Source organism: Lysinibacillus sp. FSL K6-4013, assembly GCF_038630435.1.
GTDB classification, from domain to species: domain Bacteria; phylum Bacillota; class Bacilli; order Bacillales_A; family Planococcaceae; genus Lysinibacillus; species Lysinibacillus boronitolerans.
Window position 1 is genome coordinate 4,153,277 of record NZ_CP152031.1, and the last position, 20,766, is coordinate 4,174,042.

21 protein-coding genes are annotated in these 20,766 nt (G+C 37.0%); 7 read left to right on the forward strand and 14 right to left on the reverse strand.

Going from position 1 to position 20,766, the window contains the following annotated elements; genetic code table 11:
• Positions 1-19: 19 nt before the first annotated feature.
• Positions 20-1,078, reverse strand: coding sequence for an outer membrane lipoprotein carrier protein LolA (locus MHB39_RS20585; protein WP_016995331.1), 1,059 nt, complete (start codon positions 1,076-1,078; stop codon positions 20-22).
• Between the two features lie 124 nt (positions 1,079-1,202).
• Positions 1,203-1,556 (reverse strand): holo-ACP synthase, encoded by a 354-nt coding sequence (acpS, locus tag MHB39_RS20590; protein WP_258860284.1) that lies wholly within the window; start codon positions 1,554-1,556, stop codon positions 1,203-1,205.
• Positions 1,557-1,621: 65 nt separating this feature from the next.
• On the opposite strand from acpS, the gene MHB39_RS20595 reads away from it, so the two are divergent.
• Positions 1,622-2,245 carry a rhomboid family intramembrane serine protease gene (locus MHB39_RS20595; RefSeq protein ID WP_036079389.1) on the forward strand — a complete coding sequence of 208 codons (624 nt, stop codon included), beginning with the start codon at positions 1,622-1,624 and terminating at the stop codon, positions 2,243-2,245.
• A 59-nt stretch (positions 2,246-2,304) separates the two neighbouring features.
• On the opposite strand, the gene MHB39_RS20600 is transcribed toward MHB39_RS20595, so the two are convergent.
• The 8 genes from MHB39_RS20600 to MHB39_RS20635 form a co-directional block, all read right to left on the reverse strand.
• On the reverse strand, positions 2,305-2,880 hold the full coding sequence (locus tag MHB39_RS20600) for a GNAT family protein (protein WP_342545181.1): 576 nt from the start codon (positions 2,878-2,880) through the stop codon (positions 2,305-2,307).
• A gap of 110 nt (positions 2,881-2,990) precedes the next feature.
• Complete coding sequence (locus MHB39_RS20605) at positions 2,991-4,457, reverse strand: PH domain-containing protein (protein ID WP_342546943.1); 1,467 nt, start codon at positions 4,455-4,457, stop codon at positions 2,991-2,993.
• Positions 4,450-4,929, reverse strand: coding sequence for a PH domain-containing protein (locus MHB39_RS20610; protein WP_036079393.1), 480 nt, complete (start codon positions 4,927-4,929; stop codon positions 4,450-4,452). Before MHB39_RS20610 ends, MHB39_RS20605 begins: the two co-directional genes overlap by 8 nt.
• Positions 4,930-5,065: 136 nt before the next feature.
• A complete protein-coding gene (locus tag MHB39_RS20615) occupies positions 5,066-6,589 on the reverse strand; it encodes a DEAD/DEAH box helicase (protein WP_016995015.1) in 1,524 nt (507 codons plus the stop codon).
• Between the two features lie 352 nt (positions 6,590-6,941).
• Positions 6,942-7,634, reverse strand: coding sequence for an alpha/beta fold hydrolase (locus MHB39_RS20620; protein ID WP_036079397.1), 693 nt, complete (start codon positions 7,632-7,634; stop codon positions 6,942-6,944).
• Positions 7,635-7,709: 75 nt separating this feature from the next.
• Positions 7,710-9,077 (reverse strand): UDP-N-acetylmuramoyl-tripeptide--D-alanyl-D-alanine ligase, encoded by a 1,368-nt coding sequence (gene murF, locus MHB39_RS20625; protein WP_312126248.1) that lies wholly within the window; start codon positions 9,075-9,077, stop codon positions 7,710-7,712.
• 11 nt (positions 9,078-9,088) lie between these two features.
• On the reverse strand, positions 9,089-10,168 hold the full coding sequence (locus tag MHB39_RS20630) for a D-alanine--D-alanine ligase (protein WP_312126246.1): 1,080 nt from the start codon (positions 10,166-10,168) through the stop codon (positions 9,089-9,091).
• A gap of 223 nt (positions 10,169-10,391) precedes the next feature.
• Positions 10,392-11,144: a hypothetical protein gene (locus MHB39_RS20635; protein WP_036079402.1), complete on the reverse strand. Its 753-nt coding sequence runs from the start codon at positions 11,142-11,144 to the stop codon at positions 10,392-10,394.
• A gap of 352 nt (positions 11,145-11,496) precedes the next feature.
• Between MHB39_RS20635 and MHB39_RS20640 the strand changes: the two genes are divergently transcribed.
• A complete protein-coding gene (locus MHB39_RS20640; RefSeq protein WP_036079404.1) occupies positions 11,497-12,684 on the forward strand; it encodes an FtsW/RodA/SpoVE family cell cycle protein in 1,188 nt (395 codons plus the stop codon).
• A gap of 57 nt (positions 12,685-12,741) precedes the next feature.
• Here MHB39_RS20640 and MHB39_RS20645 read toward each other — a convergent pair whose 3' ends face one another.
• Positions 12,742-12,879, reverse strand: a complete 138-nt coding sequence (locus tag MHB39_RS20645) for an Lmo0850 family protein (protein ID WP_004232019.1) — start codon at positions 12,877-12,879, stop codon at positions 12,742-12,744.
• 370 nt (positions 12,880-13,249) lie between these two features.
• Between MHB39_RS20645 and MHB39_RS20650 the strand changes: the two genes are divergently transcribed.
• The 5 genes from MHB39_RS20650 to MHB39_RS20670 all read left to right on the forward strand — a co-directional run bounded on the left by MHB39_RS20650 (position 13,250) and on the right by MHB39_RS20670 (position 18,373).
• Positions 13,250-14,410, forward strand: coding sequence for an MFS transporter (locus tag MHB39_RS20650; RefSeq protein ID WP_342545186.1), 1,161 nt, complete (start codon positions 13,250-13,252; stop codon positions 14,408-14,410).
• 324 nt (positions 14,411-14,734) lie between these two features.
• A complete protein-coding gene (gene cls, locus MHB39_RS20655) occupies positions 14,735-16,108 on the forward strand; it encodes a cardiolipin synthase (RefSeq protein WP_342546944.1) in 1,374 nt (457 codons plus the stop codon).
• Positions 16,109-16,188: 80 nt separating this feature from the next.
• Entirely contained in the window at positions 16,189-16,383 is a 195-nt protein-coding gene (locus MHB39_RS20660) for a hypothetical protein (RefSeq protein WP_307476185.1), read from the forward strand.
• A complete protein-coding gene (gene tnpB / locus MHB39_RS20665) occupies positions 16,380-16,733 on the forward strand; it encodes an IS66 family insertion sequence element accessory protein TnpB (RefSeq protein WP_307476187.1) in 354 nt (117 codons plus the stop codon). The genes MHB39_RS20660 and tnpB overlap by 4 nt, the downstream gene beginning before the upstream one ends.
• Positions 16,734-16,786: 53 nt before the next feature.
• The gene (locus MHB39_RS20670) at positions 16,787-18,373 is read left to right on the forward strand and encodes an IS66 family transposase (protein WP_307476189.1); all 1,587 of its coding nucleotides are present in this window, start codon (positions 16,787-16,789) and stop codon (positions 18,371-18,373) included.
• A 230-nt stretch (positions 18,374-18,603) separates the two neighbouring features.
• Here the strand turns inward: MHB39_RS20670 and MHB39_RS20675 are convergent, their stop codons facing one another.
• The 3 genes from MHB39_RS20675 to yidC form a co-directional block, all read right to left on the reverse strand.
• The gene (locus tag MHB39_RS20675; protein WP_339280389.1) at positions 18,604-19,383 is read right to left on the reverse strand and encodes a M15 family metallopeptidase; all 780 of its coding nucleotides are present in this window, start codon (positions 19,381-19,383) and stop codon (positions 18,604-18,606) included.
• 154 nt (positions 19,384-19,537) lie between these two features.
• Entirely contained in the window at positions 19,538-19,786 is a 249-nt protein-coding gene (locus MHB39_RS20680) for a hypothetical protein (RefSeq protein ID WP_036079405.1), read from the reverse strand.
• A 55-nt stretch (positions 19,787-19,841) separates the two neighbouring features.
• Positions 19,842-20,603 (reverse strand): membrane protein insertase YidC, encoded by a 762-nt coding sequence (yidC, locus tag MHB39_RS20685; protein WP_016992710.1) that lies wholly within the window; start codon positions 20,601-20,603, stop codon positions 19,842-19,844.
• Between the last annotated feature and the right edge of the window lie 163 nt (positions 20,604-20,766).

The following is a 20,766-nucleotide window of genomic DNA, read 5'->3' on the forward strand; positions in this document are numbered from 1 at the left end:
AAGGCTGTAGCCAGAAAAGTTACTTCATACTACTTATCGTCATAGATGTAGCAACTTCAATCATTTCTTCTCGCGTTAATTTACTTGATGCTACAAAGAATTCAACACCATCTTTTTCCCAACTAATTGATGTATCTGTAATAGCACCAATCGTAAAGCCTAAATCAACTGGATCACCAGGTGAAGATACCGGTAACATTGAATTTTCTTTCATTACTGGTTGCTGCATAACAGTAAATGCCTTTTCACCTTCGAATGTTAAGATAACTCGTTCCATTCCACTTTCCTGCACAACTTTTTCATTTGCTAATTGTGCCCAATTTACGACAGGATAATGTGTTTGGAATTCTTGATATTCTACCTCTGCACCAACTGCTTCCTTATCCTCATTATCTTCTTGCCCATCTTTGTCGGCAGGTGTAGCTTGTTCACCTTTCGTGTTATCTTTATCAGTGAATTGCTCAACGGCATACTCTTTTGCAGCATGTTGTACACCTAGTTTAATTTTCTTAAATGTGATTTTGATTTGCTCTTCTTTCACATCATTCATAATAACTACTGAGGTTGGCAATAAAGTTTTCTTATCTACTGTTATAACCTGATGTGGCATACTGTTCTTATAGCTATTTCTAGTAGCCGCTTCAAATATATATGCTTTTTCTTCTTCTTTCATGACAAGATTTTTATCTTCCGCTAAATCTTCTGCTAGCGCTCCAATTAAGTAGGCTTGACTATTTTTCTTTGGCCAATCACTTTGGAATTTATACATTTTGTTTAATGTCGGTGTTACAACAAAAACACCATCAGCATTACGTACAATCATTTGAGAAACATCTTTCCCACTTTCAACTACTTCTACTCGATAGAAATCAGGTTTTGTGTGCCATACTGTTACATCATAATTTCTTGGTTCCCCACCCGATTTTATTTCCATCGATGCATTTAATTCATAACCATTCGTCTCTGCCCATTTACCATTCACTTTCTTCAACACTTTTTCCTGTGAGGCTGCACCACATGCCGACAGAAGTAATATCGTACAAAGTAAGACGAGCCATTTAACTATACGGTTGCCCACGCTTTCACCCTTTCTTCTTTCAAATCCACTACGACAATATATGAACCGTATTTGTCAGTTATGTCATTTGAAGAAAGGGCAATATATTTAAATTTACGTGCAACCCTTTTAGACAAGTTAAGTACTATTCTAATAAGATTACTTGTGCAGCTGCATAGTGCTTAGAATGCGTAATACTAACAAATCCATTGACAAGTTCATCCTTAAAATATAAAACAGGCTTGCCGGCCTCTCCTTTTAATACTTCCATATCATGAAGCTTACATTGTTCTCCAAGCCCTGTTCCCAAAGCTTTCGAAAATGCTTCTTTAGCAGCAAATCGCCCAGCTAAAAATTCTATCTTACGAGTTTCAGAATAACCATCAAATATTTTTTTTTCATTTATCGTTAAAATGCGATCTTTAAATTTATCTGTTCGTTTCATAGCCTTTGCAATACGATCAATCTCTACAATATCGAGGCCAATTCCCTTAATCATGTGAACCTTCTCCTTTACCTATTTCCAACAAGGCATGTATAATAATTGTAAATTGAGGTGGAGCCATGTTTAGTAGAACGGAAAATTTTAAGCAATATACAAAGTATTACCCTATTGTTTCAACTTTAATAGCAATAAATCTTACTCTTTATGTATTATCTCTCATACCCGGCATAGGAACACTTTTGTGGAATTACGGAATCCAAGCAAATTTCCTGATTCAAAGTGGTGAATGGTGGCGTGTTTTCTCTGCTATGTTTTTACATGCAGGGTTTATGCATGTGTTTTTTAATATGTTTTCCTTGTATCTCTTTGGACCAGAGCTAGAAAAAATCGCAGGGAAAGCACGTTTCATTACAATTTATTTAGTATCAGGTATTGTAGGCAACATGGCAACCTATATATTCTATGATAGTAGTTATGCGAGTCTTGGTGCAAGTGGGGCTATTTTTGGAATTTTTGGTGCATTTGGGGCATTAGTTTACTATACTCGTCGTACAATGCCAATGCTTCGTAAGCTCATTTTACCAATCATCGTCATCAGTGTCATTATGACCTTTCTCCAACCAAACGTGAATGTCTTTGCTCATTTAGGCGGTTTGGTAACCGGATTTATCCTTGGACTTGTTTATTTACATCCAAAAAGAATTTTAAGTTGGCGCAAACAAAAGATGGCTGGTAGACCATAAAATTAAAAGAGGAGCTGCTCACCTATAGAGCAGCTCCTTTTTCCTTACAATGACATCCGTTATAAAACTACTGTAGCTTCATTTGACATCTTTATTTTTTTCCATTCAGCTGCTGTTAAACCATATACAACCTGATCTACGTGGTGATCATATAGCCACTCAGCATCCCTTAAACGCCCTTCTTCATGGAAGCCCAATACTTTTGGAATTGTACGACTACGAATATTACCTACTGCTACACGCACTTCGATGCGATTCAACTTTAAATAATTAAAGGCATAATCAATCAATGCTTTCATTGAATTCGTGACGAGCCCCTTGCCTACAAATTCATTCCCTAGCCAGTAGCCAATACTTGTCCATTTATGCTGCCAGTTGATTTGATGATAACCAATAACACCAGCAAGCTTTCCATCATAGTAAATCCCTGCTTGTATGCCATTGTGATCAGCATATTGTTGCATAGCATTTTTTATGAATTGCTCCGTATCCTTTACTGTTTTAACATCATCTACAAAGGGCAACCATTCACGTAATGTATCCCTTGAACGGTCAGTTAAAGCAAATAACTCATCTACATCACTTAAATCCAAAAGCTTTAAATAAGCGCTTTCATTAATGTCATATTTAAACAATGTCTCCACCCCTTTTGTTCTTTTTACTTTATTATAAACAGCATCCCTATTTATTTATAGTTAAAAAAGCTAATCCTTCCATAAAATTGAAAGGATTAGCTTTTAGTTCATTAATGTTCATACCATGTTAAGATCTTCTCGGCATCCTGTTGCTCTAAGCTAGATACACTTCCCGTTGTACCAGTTGCTCCTGACATGACGGTTGCTTTTACAGACATAACATTCTTTCTTTTTTGAAAGTACGATTGTGTACTTTCAATAGATTGAATTCGCTTTTTCTCCATAATCAATGTAATTCGACTAAATACTCGATACTGCATAGCCAGTTGCTTGCCATCTATTTGATAACCTGCTGTTTTATGCTGCCAGATACCAAGCAAAATTGTTAATGGGATTAACAGCAACGACAATAGCCCGTATGGATAAAAGAAATAACAAAAGGCACCGATAATCGGAACTAGCCAGAAAAAATCAATGCGATAAAAAAATGGCCTTGCCCTTTTTGGTGAACGAATTAATGTAGGATGCCAATTCATATCTGGGAAAAGCTGTTCTAATGTTTGCATACAATCCAGCTTCTTAATAAGTGGAAATAGCGTAATTTTTTTATCATTTCCATTTTCACCATTACCTCCAGCACTTTCAACAACCACTGTAGCAAAGCCCGTTAACTGACGTAAGGGATTTTCCACAATACGAATTGCCTGAATTCGATTCAACGGCAAAGTAATACGCTTCTTTTCTAACAGTCCCTTTGTGATAATCAATTTTTCTTCTTCAATCCGGACCGTATAATCATAATAATTAATTAGCGTGATGACCACCGATACAATCCAAGCTACAATTAAAACCACCATCACCGTTAGTGCCACTAAAAATGCGCCGATTTTCACAAAATCAGCTAACTCATGAAATACTGTTTCATAAGGAATAATATCGGAAAATTGTGAGGCAACAGCTGCAAGACCTGATAGCACGACACCAATCCCACCAGATGTAGTTGCTAATACCAGCAAATCTCGCATAGACATATGATAAATCATCGGAGTTGCTACAGCTTCCTCTTCTACCTGCGCTTGTTCTTGCTGTTGAACCGCTTCGTTTTTAGCATGACGCATTTCTAATTCAATAACATCTGCTGCTGCTTTGCGAATGGCTGTCAGCTCAACCTCAGGTTTTCCTCCCTTACTACCAGCAGTCTCTACCTGAACTTTCACTAAACCAAAAATACGATGAAAAACACCTTCATTGTAATTTAAACTTTGAATACGTTCAAAAGGAATATAACGCTTCTTTTTAACAAATAATCCATATGTTACACGCAATTCCCCATCTTCAAACCAGTAAACAAATGTCCGCCATTTTATGATTCCTCCCACGAGTGCAAGTAGTGAGGCAACTCCCCATACACCAAAAAGTAAAATGGTTTCAAAAAAATGCTCACTACGAAAATTCAAAGAAAAATTAAAGCCGTTACTTATGATAATAATGACAATTGGTAATATCATACTTTTCAATGCTTTTACACTTGTTATAATTGCAGACACTGGGTGTAAACGATTAATTTCCTTAGACATCATCTTCAGCCACCCTTGCTAAATCAGAAATACGCGCACGCAGTACGTCTGCTTCGTCCATAACAAGTGCAGGAATCGTATGTACAGTTGCAGCTGTTGAAATAGAAATATTACCTAAGTCATATTTTTTTAATATCGGCCCTTGTGTCGTATCAACATGTTGCACACGTACCATTGGAATTAATGTGCGTTTCACCACAAATAAACCATGTTGTACTTCGATTTCATGCTCACGCACCTCATAACGCCATCTTTCCCATCTTATCTTCGGGAAGATAAAAACAGATAATATCGCACTTAAAAATACAATTGCACCCGCTATGAAGTAAATAAATGTCGGCCATTCAAAATAATAAGTACCGTAACTTACCAGTCCTGCTACAACTAACAGCACCAAAGTTTGTATAACTCCATATAAACGCCACACAGTTAACCCTTTTCGGGAAATTTGATGAATAGGTTGTGCTCTCATTGTCGTTCCCCCCTCTTTCTTCATTACATGTATACGGATTCATTCACCTTTTTGTTTCAACTATAACCGAAAAAAAACCTTACAGCCACCATGGCTGTAAGGTTTACAATAAAAATTAAGTGTATTTCGGTTAAAATTACCCTTCGTGTCGTCTTGGAGAGCGTGAACGACCTTGTCCACCTTCACGACGTCCGCCTTCACGGCGTCCACCCTCGCGACGGCTACTGCTATTGCGGCGTTCTCCACTGCGAGCATTGTCACGGCGTCCGCCGCCAAAGCTACGGTTACCACGGCCTCGATCACCGCCACCACGGTTATTGCTTGAACGTTCACGACGCATTGGTAATGGACGTTCTTCCGTGATTGTTACTGGTGTATCGTCTGGCTCTCTCGTTAATGAACGTAGAGCAGCTGCTACAACATCGACTGCATCATGATTCTCTAGTAATTCTGCTGCAAGTGTGCGGTAATCACCTAAATTATTATTAGCAATAAGACCTTCAAGTGTTTCTACAGCTAAACGTTGTTGACCTTCTAATGCTTCATCCGTTGTTGGTGGACGAAGAGGTGTCATACGTTTTTTCGTAGTTTCTTCTACAATTCGTAAGTAACCCATTTCACGTGGTGTTACAAATGTTACGGCAAGACCTGATTTACCCGCACGACCTGTACGTCCAATACGGTGAACATATGATTCAGGATCTTGAGGAATATCAAAGTTATAAACGTGTGTCACACCAGAAATATCAAGTCCACGAGCGGCTACATCTGTCGCAACAAGGATATCGATTTTATTTTCTTTAAACTGACGTAACACTGAGATACGCTTCGCTTGGCTTAAATCACCATGAATACCTTCAGCTAAATAGCCACGAATAGATAGGGCCTGTGCAAGTTCATCCACACGACGTTTTGTACGACCAAAAATAATAGCTAGCTCTGGTTGGTGAACGTTTAATAAACGAGATAAAACATCGAATTTTTCACGTTCAGCAGACTTAACAAAATATTGATCAATATTATCAACTGTTAGCTCTTTTGCTTTAATTTTCACGATTTCTGGATCACGCATAAATGTTTCAGCAATTTTACGGATTGCTGGTGGCATTGTTGCTGAGAACAGTAATGTTTGGCGCTCAGAAGGTACGTTTTCTAAGATTGAATTAATATCATCGATAAAGCCCATGTTTAACATTTCATCTGCTTCATCCAATACTAATGTTTGAACATCTTCTAATTTTAACGTACGACGATTAATATGATCAATAATACGACCTGGCGTACCAACGATAATTTGAGGTCTATTTTTCAGTGCACGAATTTGACGGCCAATTTCTTGACCACCGTATACTGATAATAATTTTACGCGTTTGTCATAGCCAATTTTATATAGCTCTTCTGAAACTTGAATTGCTAACTCACGAGTTGGAGCAATGACTAATGCTTGAATATTAGGGTTTTTTGGATCGATTTTTTCAATTAGTGGAATCCCGAAAGCGGCAGTTTTACCAGTACCTGTTTGTGCTTGACCTAAAACATCGCGGCCTTCAATCGCAAAACGAATAGTACCTTCTTGGATTGGTGTTGCTTCTTCAAATCCCATACGCTTTACTGAACGTAGTGTAGATTCGCTAATATTTAATTCTGAAAAATTTGTCAAACTTCTCAATCTCCTTTTTTTCCTTTTAAGTTGACAAATGGTTACATTTTCAGATGAAGTTGTCGGCAAATTCGAGCCTGTGTAGTGGAACGTTTCCGTTACTTAAAAATTTTCTCTACATGATAGTCCATATAGAGCTCTCTTATATGAAAAGGAAAGCCCGGTCTTTACCGAGCGGTTCGATTCTGTCGTAATTTTTCACTTTAGAATAAAACCGTTGTGTTCAAAAAAAAGTACTCTTCAACCAAATATGAAGAGTCTTCGCACAAAATGTATCCATTGCTTACACTAGTCTAACATGGCTTTAAATCCTATGCAACGATAACGCATGAGTCGTAATAATCTGACTACTTTATTTGTCCTTCAAAAACATTAAAACTTGTGGAAACCATTCAGAGCAATCTTCCTCAAAACATATATGATGCTTGCCGTTATCAGAAAAATACAAATTTTTATCTTCAGAGGCTAACTCATCAAAAAGAAATTGAGCCGTATGATAAGGCACTATCCCATCTAACTTACCCTGTACAATAAATACAGGAATTTGAATATGTCGATAATATGGCGCCACCATTCTTACCAGCTTCATAAATTCTACTGTTGAGGCTAGTGGCACATTGTTAAACTTATGATGGTATCGTAGAAAGAGTTCATTATTAGTCAAATTATGGTGATAGGCTTCAGTAGCTAACATTTTAAAATCTTTGACTAGTTGCTTAGGGCTCACATATTTTGCAGCAGCACTCAGTAATACAAGCTTTTTCACTTTATAACGTTTAGCTAAATAGAGCGCTATAATTCCGCCCATTGAAAAGCCAACAACGATTACCTCGTCAACTTTTTTTGCCAATGTTCGGAAGGCTAATTCGGCATCCATCAACCAGTGCTTCGCCTTAAAACCACTCATATGTAATTCTTCCCCATGCCCAGATAATGTTGGCTCTTCAATTATCCAATTTGTATGTGAACGTAAGTAAGTTGTGAATGGCTCCACCTCGTATGGTCCACCTGAAAATCCATGAATACATAGTACACCTACTGACAACGTTCTCACCTCATTCAACAAAGATAAACTTACATGAATAAATCGGTGGGCGTTTATCCCACCGATTCAATGCCACTATGACGTAAATGCCTTTAATATCGTCTCTAATTTCATACCACGTGAGCCTTTAAGTAAAACAATAGATGATTCATTCGCTTGTTTTAGCTTTTCAATAATAGCCATATAATCATCTTCTACATACAATAAACGTTCCGCCTCAAAACGCTCTTTTAATACTTTGTAAAGATATAACATTCGAGGGCCAAACAAACAGACATAATCAATTTCATCCTCATTAATATGCTCAGCTAGACCCTCATGGAAACTTTGCTCATCTGGGCCAAGCTCCAGCATATCTCCTAACACTAGCCATTTTTCAGGTCGAATAGTTGATGTAGCCATGAATTGAATGGCAGCTTTTACGGAGGTTGGTGCTGCATTATAGGCATCATTGATAAATAGAGCGCCATTCGTTCCTAGCACCTGTTGCATTCTCATATCTGTTAATACTACATGCTCTAAGGATGTACGTATTTGTTCATTGCTTAAACCTAGCTTATGAGAAATTAACATTGCCACAAGTGTATTTTTTACTTGATGCTTGCCAAGCACTGAAATAAAGAAATCTCCCTCTATCATACCGTGTGTAGTGAAGTGGCTGCCATCAGCGTTAGCATGAATATTGTCTGCGTATAAAAGATTGTCGGATTCTAATCCAAACGGCACTGACTGTAAGTGCTGTTCTTTTGCCACTAATTCCTGGAGCAAGGGTTCATCACCGTCATAGAATAATAGACCATCTGCTTGCATTCCTTGAATAATTTCAAACTTCGCTTTTGCAATACCAGCACGCGACCCCAAATCCTGCATATGGGCCTCACCAATATTGGTGATAACCGTCATATGAGGACGAGCAAGCTTAGTTAGAAACTCAATTTCACCGAATCCACTCATGCCCATCTCAAGGACGGCTACATCTGTATCTTCATCAAGCTGTAAGATAGTAATTGGCAAACCTAATTGATTATTAAAATTCCCGATTGTTTTTTGTACTTTAAAGAATGGAGCAAGTGTCCCCGCTAAAATATCCTTTGTTGATGTCTTACCATTTGAACCTGTAATGCCAATAAATTTTGCCTTATGTTCATTACGATATGCTCTAGCCATTTCTTGCAAAGCTAATTCTGGATCATCAACAAACAACAAAGGATAACCTTCTGGTGGATTCGGCTCATCCTTTTGCCAAAGAGAAGCTCCGGCACCTTTCTCAAATGCCTGCATTACAAACTTGTGCCCATTTGCATGCTCACCACGAAATGGAACAAATAGGTCTCCTTGTTGAATTGTTCTTGTATCAATAGAAATTCCTGACACAACCGTGTCATCAAAAGCCGCCATATCCTCATTTAACCATGCAGCCAATTGTTTTAAAGTTTTTTTCACGATAATCCCACTCAGTCTTTTTTATAGTGAAGCTGTTGTTTTTCTTCATAGCGCTCTATTGCTAGGGTAATTAAACGGTCGATCAGCTCTGGATAACTCACATCTGTATGCTGCCATAATAATGGATACATACTTACAGGCGTGAAGCCTGGCATTGTGTTTACTTCATTAATGTACACGTTATTTTCAGCTGTTACAAAAAAGTCCGCACGAACTAATCCGCTACCATCAATAGCCTTAAATGCACGCTTTGCCAGTTCTTTTAAGCTTGCCACTGTTTCTACTGGAAGCTCAGCTGGAATAATAAGTGCTGTAGAACCGTCCTTATATTTAGAATCATAATCATAGAAATCAGTAACTGGTTTAATTTCTCCTGGTACTGAAACTTCTGGATAGTCATTACCTAACACTGCTAATTCAACTTCACGAGCTACAATTCCTTGCTCAACAACGATTTTACGATCATATTGCAAAGCAACCTCAATTGCTTTTTCTAATTCCTCGCGATTTGTTGCCTTGCTAATTCCAACACTTGATCCTAAGTTTGCAGGCTTTACAAACATTGGCCAATTTAAGTTATTTTCACAGCGCTCAATGATTGCCTGTTGCTCATTCTTCCACTCACTACGAATAAAATACGTATAGGGCACTTGAGGTAATCCTGCAATTTCAAATAATTGCTTCATTACCACTTTATCCATTCCAGCAGAGGATGCTAATACACCATTTCCTACATACGGTAAATTCAGAACCTCAAGTAAACCTTGCACTGTTCCATCCTCACCATTCGTCCCATGTAACAATGGGAAAATGACATCAAACTTTACCTCATTGCCATTTTTATCAAGCAAAAAATCAGTGATATTATTTTCTAAAATTGTAGTATTATCACCAAATTGTAGTTCTTCTATTGCACTTACGGGTTTTTCTAAACGCTCTCCACGACGCCATTCCCCGTCAGTTGTAATGAAAATCGGATATACTTCATACTCCTCGAAATTCAAAGCTCCTGTGACTGCACGTGCTGTCGATAACGACACTTCGTGCTCCGCTGACTTTCCGCCGTATAATAAACCGATTCTTTTTTTCATTTTTGTGCCCTCCACATACTTCTTGAGTACTATTAGTTTATCATGAAACGTCTTGACAAATGACATAAAAATCTCACCGTATTTTTAACGGTGAGATTTTGCGTGTATATTTCTTCGATTATGCCCCAGCATCAATACTTCCTGCTATTAAATTGTACAGGAATAATGCAACATAAATATTGTCTACCAACATCTTAGTTCTTTGATTGCGTCACCATGAAGTTTAAATAATATAGATTAATTCATCATGCTCTGTTTTTAAAATCGTATTTAAGTCATCCCAAACTTCGTCAGGAAAAGAATATTCAGACAGATTGCGAACTTCTATTCCATACGCTACTTTTGGTTTTTCAATCCGATACAAGGAAAGTAATGCCCCATCTTTTGCAAAGGATCGGTAAGAACGTAAAAAATCTGGTGATACAGCGGGAATACTTGCTTTTACTTTTCGACGCCAAAAACCAGTGCTACGTTCCTTTTCACGAATTAAACTATTAAAAACATTGGCAACCAATAAATCCGAATCACTTAAATGACGAAAATAAATTTTTGTCATTTTCTCTAAATCTGAAGAATAATAGACGAATCTATTTTGTAATTTATTAAAAAATGCTGACGTAATCGGTTCTTTCTTATGACTTATGTAAAGCAATTCTCCTTGTTCCATCGGTGTTAAATGATCTAGCCTCTTCTCGTCCATAAAATCAACCCAACATAATTCTTTTGATTCAGCAGATTTTTTCACAAAACGAGGAACATCTTCTTCCAATACATATTCAAATTGTGTATGCATATTAAAAGAACCGTCTTCATAGGAATGTTTTAATAACAGTAAGTGATGCAGTGGTTCAAGTGCAGCCACAAATTGCGAGAATTTTAACCCGCTAAATATGACAAATTTATCGACATCATTCATATGAACATAAATATGATACATAAAATCATCAGCTGACTTTAATTTTTTAGCCACAACCATCACCCCATTCTTCACTACATTATAAGACTAAACATGATTTTTTTGAAACATTTTATGTTAATTGTCGTCACTACTATATACGCAGGCATAAAAGTATTTTTTGCGTTATAATTAGGAATGTTAAACATGCATTTGCATATATAGTTTAGATTACTCAATAAGTTCAAGTATTTGCTTAAAATTCCATTGACAATATTCAAAGCAAATTGCAAGCTTATCAATAGATATGAGCTATTCTTACAGCACTGCTGGCTATTATTTTGCTTTCTTCTTTGACCAATTATAAACGAAATAGGGAGAATCGCATCACATTTACTCATATTGAGATACTATTTTAATTTAGGTGGCTTTTATGGAAAATAAACGAAATTTCGCAAATCGTTTTGACTGGACACTTGCTTTTATTCTCTTCACTTTTCTAGTCATTAGTTTGTTAGCTATTGCATCTGCCCAAACATCAGGTCAATATGGCATTAACTATGTACCAAAACAAATGCAATGGTATGTCATTGGTGCAGTAATTATTGGTATAGTCATGTTTTTTGAGCCAGATCAATATAAAAAAATGTCATGGTATATGTATGGAGCAGGGATTGCCTTACTGGTACTGCTTATTTTTATGCCTGAAGGAGAAGGTCAAATCGGTGCACCCGTTAATGGTGCTAAAAGCTGGTATCATACGCCGATAGGAAATATTCAGCCTTCTGAGTTTATGAAAACTTTTTACATTTTAGCACTAGCTCGATTAATTAGTAAGCACCATGAAATTTATTCATTACGATCAATTAAAACAGACTTTTTGCTATTAGGTAAAATCGCTATTACCTTAATCGTACCATTGGCTATTATTTTAAAGCAGCCTGACCTAGGCTCAGCGCTTGTATTCTTTGCCATTACTGCAGCTCTTATCATTGTAGCAGGTATTTCTTGGAAAATCATTTTACCAACATTTTTAGGTGGCATGGTAGCAGGTGGTACACTACTGTGGATGGCACTTTATATGCAGGACTTTCTAGAAAAAACATTTGGTTTTAAGGCATATCAGTTTGCTCGTATTTATTCTTGGCTAGATCCCTATTCCTATTCATCAAGTGATGGCTATCACTTGATTACCTCTTTAAATGCTATTGGATCAGGTGAAATTTTTGGTAAGGGATTTAGAAATCGAGAGGTATATGTAGCTGAAAACCATACCGATTTCATTTTTACAGTTATCGGTGAAGAATGGGGCTTTATTGGTGCTAGTATTGTTATTTGTATTTTCTTCTTATTAATTTATCATTTAACAAAGACAACCCTTTTATTGAAAGATCCCTTCTCGACATATGTATGTGCTGGGATTATTGCTATGATTACTTTCCACGTTTTCGAAAATATTGGTATGACTATTCAATTATTACCTATCACAGGTATTCCGCTTCCGTTCATAAGCTACGGAGGAAGTTCGCTTATGGGGAATGCTTTAGCGATTGGGCTAGTCTTTAGTATGCGATTCCATTATCGAACATATATGTTTACCACACATGATGAAGATGAATAAATATAGAAAAAGGGAAGTCTCGCGTATTGAGACCTCCCTTTTTCTATTGGAAACGAGTTAAGCTTGAACTTGCGGAGTTTGCGTTGGTGGTGTTAGCACTTTTAAAAGTTCTAGTCGAGACTTTGTTACAGTGGCTGTTACACCCAACTTAGATAAATTCGAAACAATCTTTTTCAAATCTACTTCTTTTGTCATACATTCCACCTCAATCTTTCCTCGATTTTATATAACGTTTTATTTACGAAAAAGTTTCATTTTTTTACGAGTATGATGTCTGACAAATTTATCATACCATTTAACTTAGCTATAAAATTTTTCAATTTTGTTACATTGTAAATTTTTCACACTCATCAAACTTTTCCATGAAACATATTTAAATTACCCAAAACCGCTACATTCTATTCAAAAATCAGAACATAGATTTAAAAAATATCAAAGAGCTTCATTTCTTCCTTTACTGAATAGTTCCACTTCATCCAAGCTTCCCCTCCCCTATTGTTGTAATCGCAAGAACAAGAGGGGTAGAATATACATATTGAAATATCGTATGAAAGCAGGGAACTGTATGAAAAAGGCTATTTTATTATTGATGTCTGTTCAATTCCTCGTTTACCTAGGGTTCGGCATTATTATTCCCGTCTTACCAGAGGTAATTGTGCAGCAAAATTGGCATGAACTCCACGTAGGTGGTTTATTGACTGTCTATTCACTTGCAAGTTTTTTCACAGCACCATTTTGGGGTATGCTATCAGATAAGGTAGGGCGAAAACAACTGATCCTTACAGGTCTAATTGGCTTTAGCCTTAGTTTTGTTATTTTTTCACTATTTATAGATAACCTAGTTATATTGTATGCTTCACGTATTATTGGTGGTTTATTTTCAGGTGCATTATATACAGCAGTAACAGGATTTATCGCCGATATGTCCAGTGAAGAGGATCGCAATAAATATATGGGATTTATGGGCATGTCCATTGGTCTTGGGTTTATTTTTGGTCCAGCAATCGGGGGAATGCTAGGTAATTATAGCTTACAGTTGCCGTTTACTGCATCAGCATTATTAATTGCACTATTATTTATTTATGCAAGTTTCGTCCTAAAAGAACCTAAAAAACGAAAAGATTCAAATAAACGTGCTATAGTGCCAAAAGGTGCTGCAACAATGCTACAATACCGTGTGCGCTATCTATTTATGTTTTCATTTTTAGTAACTTTTATGCTAGCGGGCGTTGAGGCAACATTCCAGCTATTTCAAATCGAAAAAATTCACATTACTCCATTACAAATTGGTTACTTGTTCATGTTTAGTGGCTTTGTCGATGCAGCTATTCAAGGCGGGGTCGTTCGACGTATAAAAAACGGCAGTGAAACGACATGGTTAATCGGTGCACAAATTGTAACAGCTATCGGCATGCTTTTATTTACATTGACAGCTAATCTTTTTATCGCTGGGCTTGCCCTTTGTGTCTTTACAGCAGGTAATGCACTTGCAAGAACTTGTGTTGTATCACTCTCCTCTAAAGAATCTGGAGGACAATACGGAACTGCTGCTGGGCTTTCCTATTCAATGGATAACTTAGGACGTATTCTTGGTCCATTATTTTTCACATGGTTATTTACCGTACAAGCAAGTCTTGGTTATTATATTTCGGCAGCAATAGCCATACTTTCTATAAGCCTGATTTATATATATAAGGCATCCAGTAAATCATTGCGTCATCCATAACATATAGTAAAGTGCCCATTATGGATGCCAAAAGTCAGGTTAAGTCAGAAATCAAAGAAACGCCCCAGTTATTAGAAAGTAAAATTCCTAGTGAACGCGATCTCCTCTTATCAGATGTCTTTACTAGCTCAATTTTTTAAGGAATTTTTCCTTAACCTAAAAAACTTTCTATTAGAGAATTACTAAATAAACCATGCGGATTATCTCTGATATGTCTAAGGGATAATCCTTTTCCATGCTATCTAGCCAATTCATATCTTCTTTCCGCATTTGAAGTAGGCTATACTAAGTATGTTATTAACAAAAGTAAAGGCAGGTGTAGGAATGAGCATTTTTACAGATATAGAATATTTAGTTCCTTTAACTTTGTTTTTTAATATTTTATTAGCCATGACCATCATTTTCTTAGAACGTAAAGATGCCACCTCTACATGGGCATGGATTCTCGTATTATTTTTCCTGCCATTAGCTGGATTTATATTGTACTTATTATTAGGAAGACAATTACGAAGAAAGCATCTATTCCGTTGGGAAGGACGCAAGGATATTGGGATTGATAATTTGATTAGCTATCAGATGGAAGCGATTCGTGATGAAACGTTTGAGTTTCGTATTGCTAATGCAGAAAATTATCAAGAGATGATTTATATGCACCTCAGAACAAACAATGCGGTATTAACACAGGACAACCATCTGGATATTTTTGACGATGGCGCCGATAAGTTTGAACAGCTTCTTAAAGACATTGAAGCAGCTAAAGATCACATCCATATCCAGTATTATATTTTTAGACTTGATGACTTAGGTACTCGTATCGTCAATGCACTGATAAAAAAAGCAAAGCAAGGCGTTAAGGTACGTCTTCTCTATGATGAAATGGGATCACGTAATGTTAAAAGACGCCATTTTAAAGAATTGCTGCATGCTGGTGGTGAAGTAGAAGTTTTCTTCCCATCCATTTTGCCACTTCTTAATCCTCGTTTAAATTTTAGAAATCACCGAAAGATCGTTGTCATTGATGGTCGAATTGGCTATATTGGCGGTTTTAACGTCGGTGATGAATATTTAGGCTTACAAAAAAAGTTCGGTTATTGGCGAGATACACACTTACGTATAGAAGGTAGTGCCGTACATCCCTTACAAACACGATTTTTACTCGACTGGAACCAAGCTAGTGCTCAACAAAAAATGGGGTACTCTGATCGCTATTTCCCTGCTATCCCCAAAAAGGGTGATGTGGGTTTACAGATTGTTTCAAGTGGACCAGACTCAGACTGGGAGCAAATAAAGATTGGTTACTTAAAGCTTATTAATATGGCTCAAAAATATATTTACATTCAAACACCCTATTTCATCCCAGATGTTAGTTTCTTAGACGCCATTAAAATTGCAACCTTGTCAGGCATTGATGTACGTATAATGATTCCTAATAAGCCTGATCACATGTTTGTTTATTGGGCTACCTATTCTTATGTGGGTCAATTATTACGTGCCGGAGCCAAAGTCTACATTTATGAAAAGGGCTTTATCCATGCTAAGGCTATTATTATTGATGATGAGGCATCCTCTGTCGGAACAGCAAATATTGATGTACGAAGTTTTAGTCTGAATTTTGAAGTCAATGCCTTCATATATGATGCCAATATATCGCACCAATTAGCCGAGCTGTTTGAGAAGGATATTTTTGATTGTACGTAAGCCCGTAATCAAATAACGCATATAAACACATTGGCATCTCCGATACCATAGACATATCAATTCAAGGAGGTGCCAATTTTATGCCAACCACAAAATTAACGATTGTCCCTGTGACATTAGATCCTATTATTAACAACCTCTCATCTGTAACATCACAACCACAAGCCCATGTTCCAAGCTGCATAATTAAATCAACTGATGTTGAAATTTCCTTCTTCAATGGTGTAGATGAGCACATTATCCAAGTCATCATGAGGGAGTTGAGCAGTCGATGAAACATAATTTTACAAGTGTAAAAAACATATATATCATCTGTGGCAAAACGGATATGCGGAAAGGAATTGATGGTCTAGCAACCCTCATTCAAGATTCATTTGAATTGGATCCGTATAGTGATTCCATCTTTCTGTTTTCAGGATGGAGCAAGGATCGTTATAAATGCCTGTACTTTGATGGCGATGGCTTCGCCATGCTTTATAAACGATTAGATAACGGCAAGCTGCAATGGCCGAAAAATGAAAATGAGGTACGTAACCTTTCGCAACAGGAGCTTCGTTGGCTATTAGAAGGGTTATCAATTCAACAGCCAAAGGCGATTTCAAAATCTGCAAAAGGTGTCTTTTAAATTAATTCATCTAAATGATATAATCATCCATAACTTATATTGAACGAAATGTGGTGAATGATTTGGATAACGCTTCAACAACAGAAAAAGTGATTCGATTACTTGAAGAACAATTAGCCTATATGAAAAAACAAAATGAAGAGCTTTCGATTAAGCTGGATCAATCGTTATCCCAAAATCAGGTGCTAGCTGAACAAATTCGCCAATTAACAAAGGCTTTATACGGTTCTAAATCAGAAAAATCTAAGTATCAAGCGCCCGATGGACAAGGTTCATTATTTGAAGATGATCCGTCTTTTAGCGATTCTGAGCACACAGAAGAACAAAGCACGCCAACTGTTACTTATACAGTTGTTCGGAAACTACATAAGAAAAAACGGAATGATGCTTTTTTAGATGGGATTGAAGTGGAAGAAGTCCACCATCATCCTGACAATACGCAGTGTGACTGTTGCCATGGTGAGATGATTGAAATTGGTACAACAATTGCACGTGAAGAAGCGAAATTCGTTCCAGCTACAATGAAGCGTGTTCAGCATATCGAACATGCTTATGAGTGTAGGCATTGTAAAAAGGATACCTCACAAAAAGCACAAATCAAAAGAGGGAAAGCACCGCAAGCTGTCATTCAGCGAAGCATTGCAGGACCGACTGTTTTAGCAAAGCTTATCTACGATAAGTTTATTCAATATTTACCCCTTTACCGTCAGGTAAAAGAATGGGAAAGATATGGTTTACTTACTAATGATAAGAATTTATCGAATTGGGTCATTCGTGTAGCTAAAGATTGGCTTCTACCGGTTTATGAACAGATGAAAAAGATATTAATAGCAAAATCTGTTCTCCATGTGGACGAAACCTATGCACAAATTATTAAACGATCAGACGGGAAATGCGGTCAATCAAACGCCTATAATTGGGTATTCCGAAGTGTTCCAAGCCAAGGGCCAATCATTATTCTTTTCCAGAGCGCTTTATCTAGAAGTCGTACCGTACTGGAAGAGTTTACGGCTGGCTTTAAAGGAACTCTCATTTGTGATGGTTATTCTGCATACGGTAATCTACCTAATGTCATCTTCGCTAACTGTTGGGCGCACGTTCGACGTTATTGGCTGAAAGCCGATAGTAAAAACGGGCAAATTGGCGTTAATTATTGTGATCAACTCTATCACTTAGAACGCCAATTTAAGCAGCTTTCACCAAGTGAACGCCGAAAAGCAAGGCAAAAATATTCCAAGCCAATTGTAGAGAAATTCTTGAAATGGGTAGATGAATCACCTTTCTTCGGGAAAAGCGCACTCGCAAAAGCAGCGGAATACACTTTAAATCGTGTACATGGGTTAAAGGCGTTTCTGTTTGATGGTCGGATTGAAATTGATAATAATCCAGCTGAAAATGCGATTCGTCCAAATGTAATTGGTCGCAAAAACTGGCTCTTCTCTGTTAGTGAAGCTGGTGCTAAAGCAAATGCCATCTGTTTAAGTTTGGCAGAAACGGCAAAAGTGAACGGTATCGATTTCTATCAGTACCTCGTGAAGCTGATGACCGAGTTGCCGAATTTGCCAATTAATCAACAGCCAGAACTTTTAAATGATTACATGCCTTGGTCGAAAAATATCCAAGCCAATTGTGCAAAATAGCCAGCTATCCGAAAAAAATTTCAGATAGCTGGCCATTCGTCGTGCGTACCGAAAAGGTGCGCTATTTTTTATATTTCGGGCTTACGATTGTACGGAATTAACATGGGAAATGTATAAAAATCGTTCAACACTAATTAAATTTAAAGAATCTATTTCCCGTTTATTAACACCCATTTTATAAACTAAAAAGGAAGAGAGCCTGTTCAACAGAACCGCTTCTCTTCCTTTTATTATTTCACGCCTAAATATTCTTCCAACGTAATATTTTTCTTTGTTATCTCTTTTGCAACCTCTTTGCCCACATAACGATAATGCCAAGACTCATACATATAACCTGTTATCTCTTCTTTGTTTTGAGGGAAACGCAAAATAAAGCCATACTCTTGTGCGTGTGCAAATAGCCATTGCCCTGCTGGAGTTTCCCCAAACTCTTCTGTCAGCCACACATCTTCTTTTCCTCGCTCACCTATATCAAACGCTAAGCCTGTTTGATGTTCTGAGTAGCCTGGACGAGCACTATATCGATCTGCTGCCGCCTGTCCATCACGTTTAACATAATTATCATAAAGTGTTGTTTGATATTCAAAAGAACGGTAGCCACTAAAAGCAACTAAATCAAATCCTTGCTGCTTAGCAGCGGCTAACATTTGATTTAACGCTTCTCGTGCTTCTGGATTTTCTTCAGGTGCAAAGGTAGACGGAAGCGGATAAATTTTATTGGCTAGCAGAATACCATCGATATAAGTTGGTTCGGTAGGTAATGTTTGATTTGGAAGATAGCCATTTTCGTCTGGTTGTTGCTCAGGCTTTGCGGGTGTTTCAGTATTGTCTGGCTTCTCTGTTGCAGTAGAATCTTGTTCAGTTGTTTTGTTTGTTTCTGTTGTTTTTGGCTGCTCATCAGTTGCACTATTTACTTGATTATTTTTATAGTTATAGACTACAAAAATTGCTACGATTAACGCGATAGATATGAAAGCACCAACGATAAGCGGAAGACGATTGTTTTTCACTCTTTATACCCCTCTTAAAATATCAGGTATCTATAAGGATGATGTTTTTATAGCTTTTCACCTTGAAAATACCTATTTTATTGTATTACTAGTTATATTCTTATTTTAGCACTGTTCACATTTTCGGGTGTAAATTTCCTACATAAATATTCAATTAATCTGTTAGGACAATGACAAATACTACTATAGATGCAATTGCGAAAAAAATTGCCATATACTGCATCCACTTCGCTTCTTTTACATAACCTTGCTCTTTAAAGCTTTTCGCTCTAAACCCATTTGATAAGGCGAACATAATCGTCATTGCAAGTACGGCAAAATTAAATTTCCCTATAATAATAAATACAAGTGCTGCAATACTAAAAATTGCAACGAGAATAGATGATAGCCATTTTTTGTTCATCCTGCTGTCCTCCTAAAAAAATCGAGGCAACAGAGGCGCCTCGACATCAATCAATTTATTTTTTTGCTTTCTCGGGATGTTCCGAATAATATTTACGTCCAATATATGTTTGAATAATCAACAATGCACCACTGACAGACCAATACAAAGGTAGTGCTGCCATAGAAGACATGGAGATAAAGACAATCATAATTGGTGAAATATAAATAAACATTTTCATCTGAGCTTTTTGTTGCTCAGGTACAGTCCATAAAGATACACGAGCCTGGATTAGGTAAACAACCCCTGCAACAATGGTCATCACGATATCTGGTGAACCCAAGCTAAACCATAAAAACTCATGGGATTTCACATCGGCAGAATACAAGATTGAGAAATACAGACCCATAATAATTGGCATTTGAATTAACATCGGTAAACAACCCATATTAAGTGGATTAATGCCATGCTTTTGATATAGAGCCATCATTTCTTGTTGATATTGCGTTTGCTCTTCTTTTGTCTTAGCTTCCTTCATTTTTTTCTGAACGGCTTCCATTTCAGGTTTAAAAGCATCCATCTTCGTTTTCATTAATTGTTGCTGACGATAGTTTTTTAACATAATCGGCATTAAGATTAAACGAATTAGAACCGTAATCGCGATGATTGCTAAACCATAGCTCCCTGAAAAGATATCATTCCCGAAAAACTCCAATAAAAATTCCATAGGTTTTACAAAGATACTATAGAAAAAACCTTCTTTGTTTTGCACAGCTTGACAGCCACTAAGAACAAAAACGGCAAGACCAAGCATTGAAAATAGCTTCAAATTTTTCATTTTTCCACCTACTATTATTTATCAACTACAGTGAAGTATACCTTATAGGGTCTCTCTTTATCAAATAGCAAGTGCTACTCATTCCTTAAGCTGGTTCTCCAGATGATTCATTAAAAAAGATGCGAGCTTTAGCAACGCTAATATGTTCGCACCTTCTCATTCT

What these genes read in the sequence shown, in the direction of transcription:
- MHB39_RS20645 (WP_004232019.1), bottom strand. Translation starts at nt 12,879, where the DNA reads ATGACAAAAGAAGTAGATTTGAAAAAGATTGTTTCGAATTTATCTAAG.
- MHB39_RS20635 (WP_036079402.1), bottom strand. Translation starts at nt 11,144, where the DNA reads ATGGTTGTGGCTAAAAAATTAAAGTCAGCTGATGATTTTATGTATCAT.
- MHB39_RS20640 (WP_036079404.1), top strand. Translation starts at nt 11,497, where the DNA reads ATGGAAAATAAACGAAATTTCGCAAATCGTTTTGACTGGACACTTGCT.
- MHB39_RS20660 (WP_307476185.1), top strand. Translation starts at nt 16,189, where the DNA reads ATGCCAACCACAAAATTAACGATTGTCCCTGTGACATTAGATCCTATT.
- tnpB (WP_307476187.1), top strand. Translation starts at nt 16,380, where the DNA reads ATGAAACATAATTTTACAAGTGTAAAAAACATATATATCATCTGTGGC.
- yidC (WP_016992710.1), bottom strand. Translation starts at nt 20,603, where the DNA reads ATGAAAAATTTGAAGCTATTTTCAATGCTTGGTCTTGCCGTTTTTGTT.
- MHB39_RS20595 (WP_036079389.1), top strand. Translation starts at nt 1,622, where the DNA reads ATGTTTAGTAGAACGGAAAATTTTAAGCAATATACAAAGTATTACCCT.
- MHB39_RS20650 (WP_342545186.1), top strand. Translation starts at nt 13,250, where the DNA reads ATGAAAAAGGCTATTTTATTATTGATGTCTGTTCAATTCCTCGTTTAC.
- MHB39_RS20630 (WP_312126246.1), bottom strand. Translation starts at nt 10,168, where the DNA reads ATGAAAAAAAGAATCGGTTTATTATACGGCGGAAAGTCAGCGGAGCAC.
- MHB39_RS20680 (WP_036079405.1), bottom strand. Translation starts at nt 19,786, where the DNA reads ATGAACAAAAAATGGCTATCATCTATTCTCGTTGCAATTTTTAGTATT.
- MHB39_RS20610 (WP_036079393.1), bottom strand. Translation starts at nt 4,929, where the DNA reads ATGAGAGCACAACCTATTCATCAAATTTCCCGAAAAGGGTTAACTGTG.
- acpS (WP_258860284.1), bottom strand. Translation starts at nt 1,556, where the DNA reads ATGATTAAGGGAATTGGCCTCGATATTGTAGAGATTGATCGTATTGCA.
- MHB39_RS20605 (WP_342546943.1), bottom strand. Translation starts at nt 4,457, where the DNA reads ATGTCTAAGGAAATTAATCGTTTACACCCAGTGTCTGCAATTATAACA.
- cls (WP_342546944.1), top strand. Translation starts at nt 14,735, where the DNA reads ATGAGCATTTTTACAGATATAGAATATTTAGTTCCTTTAACTTTGTTT.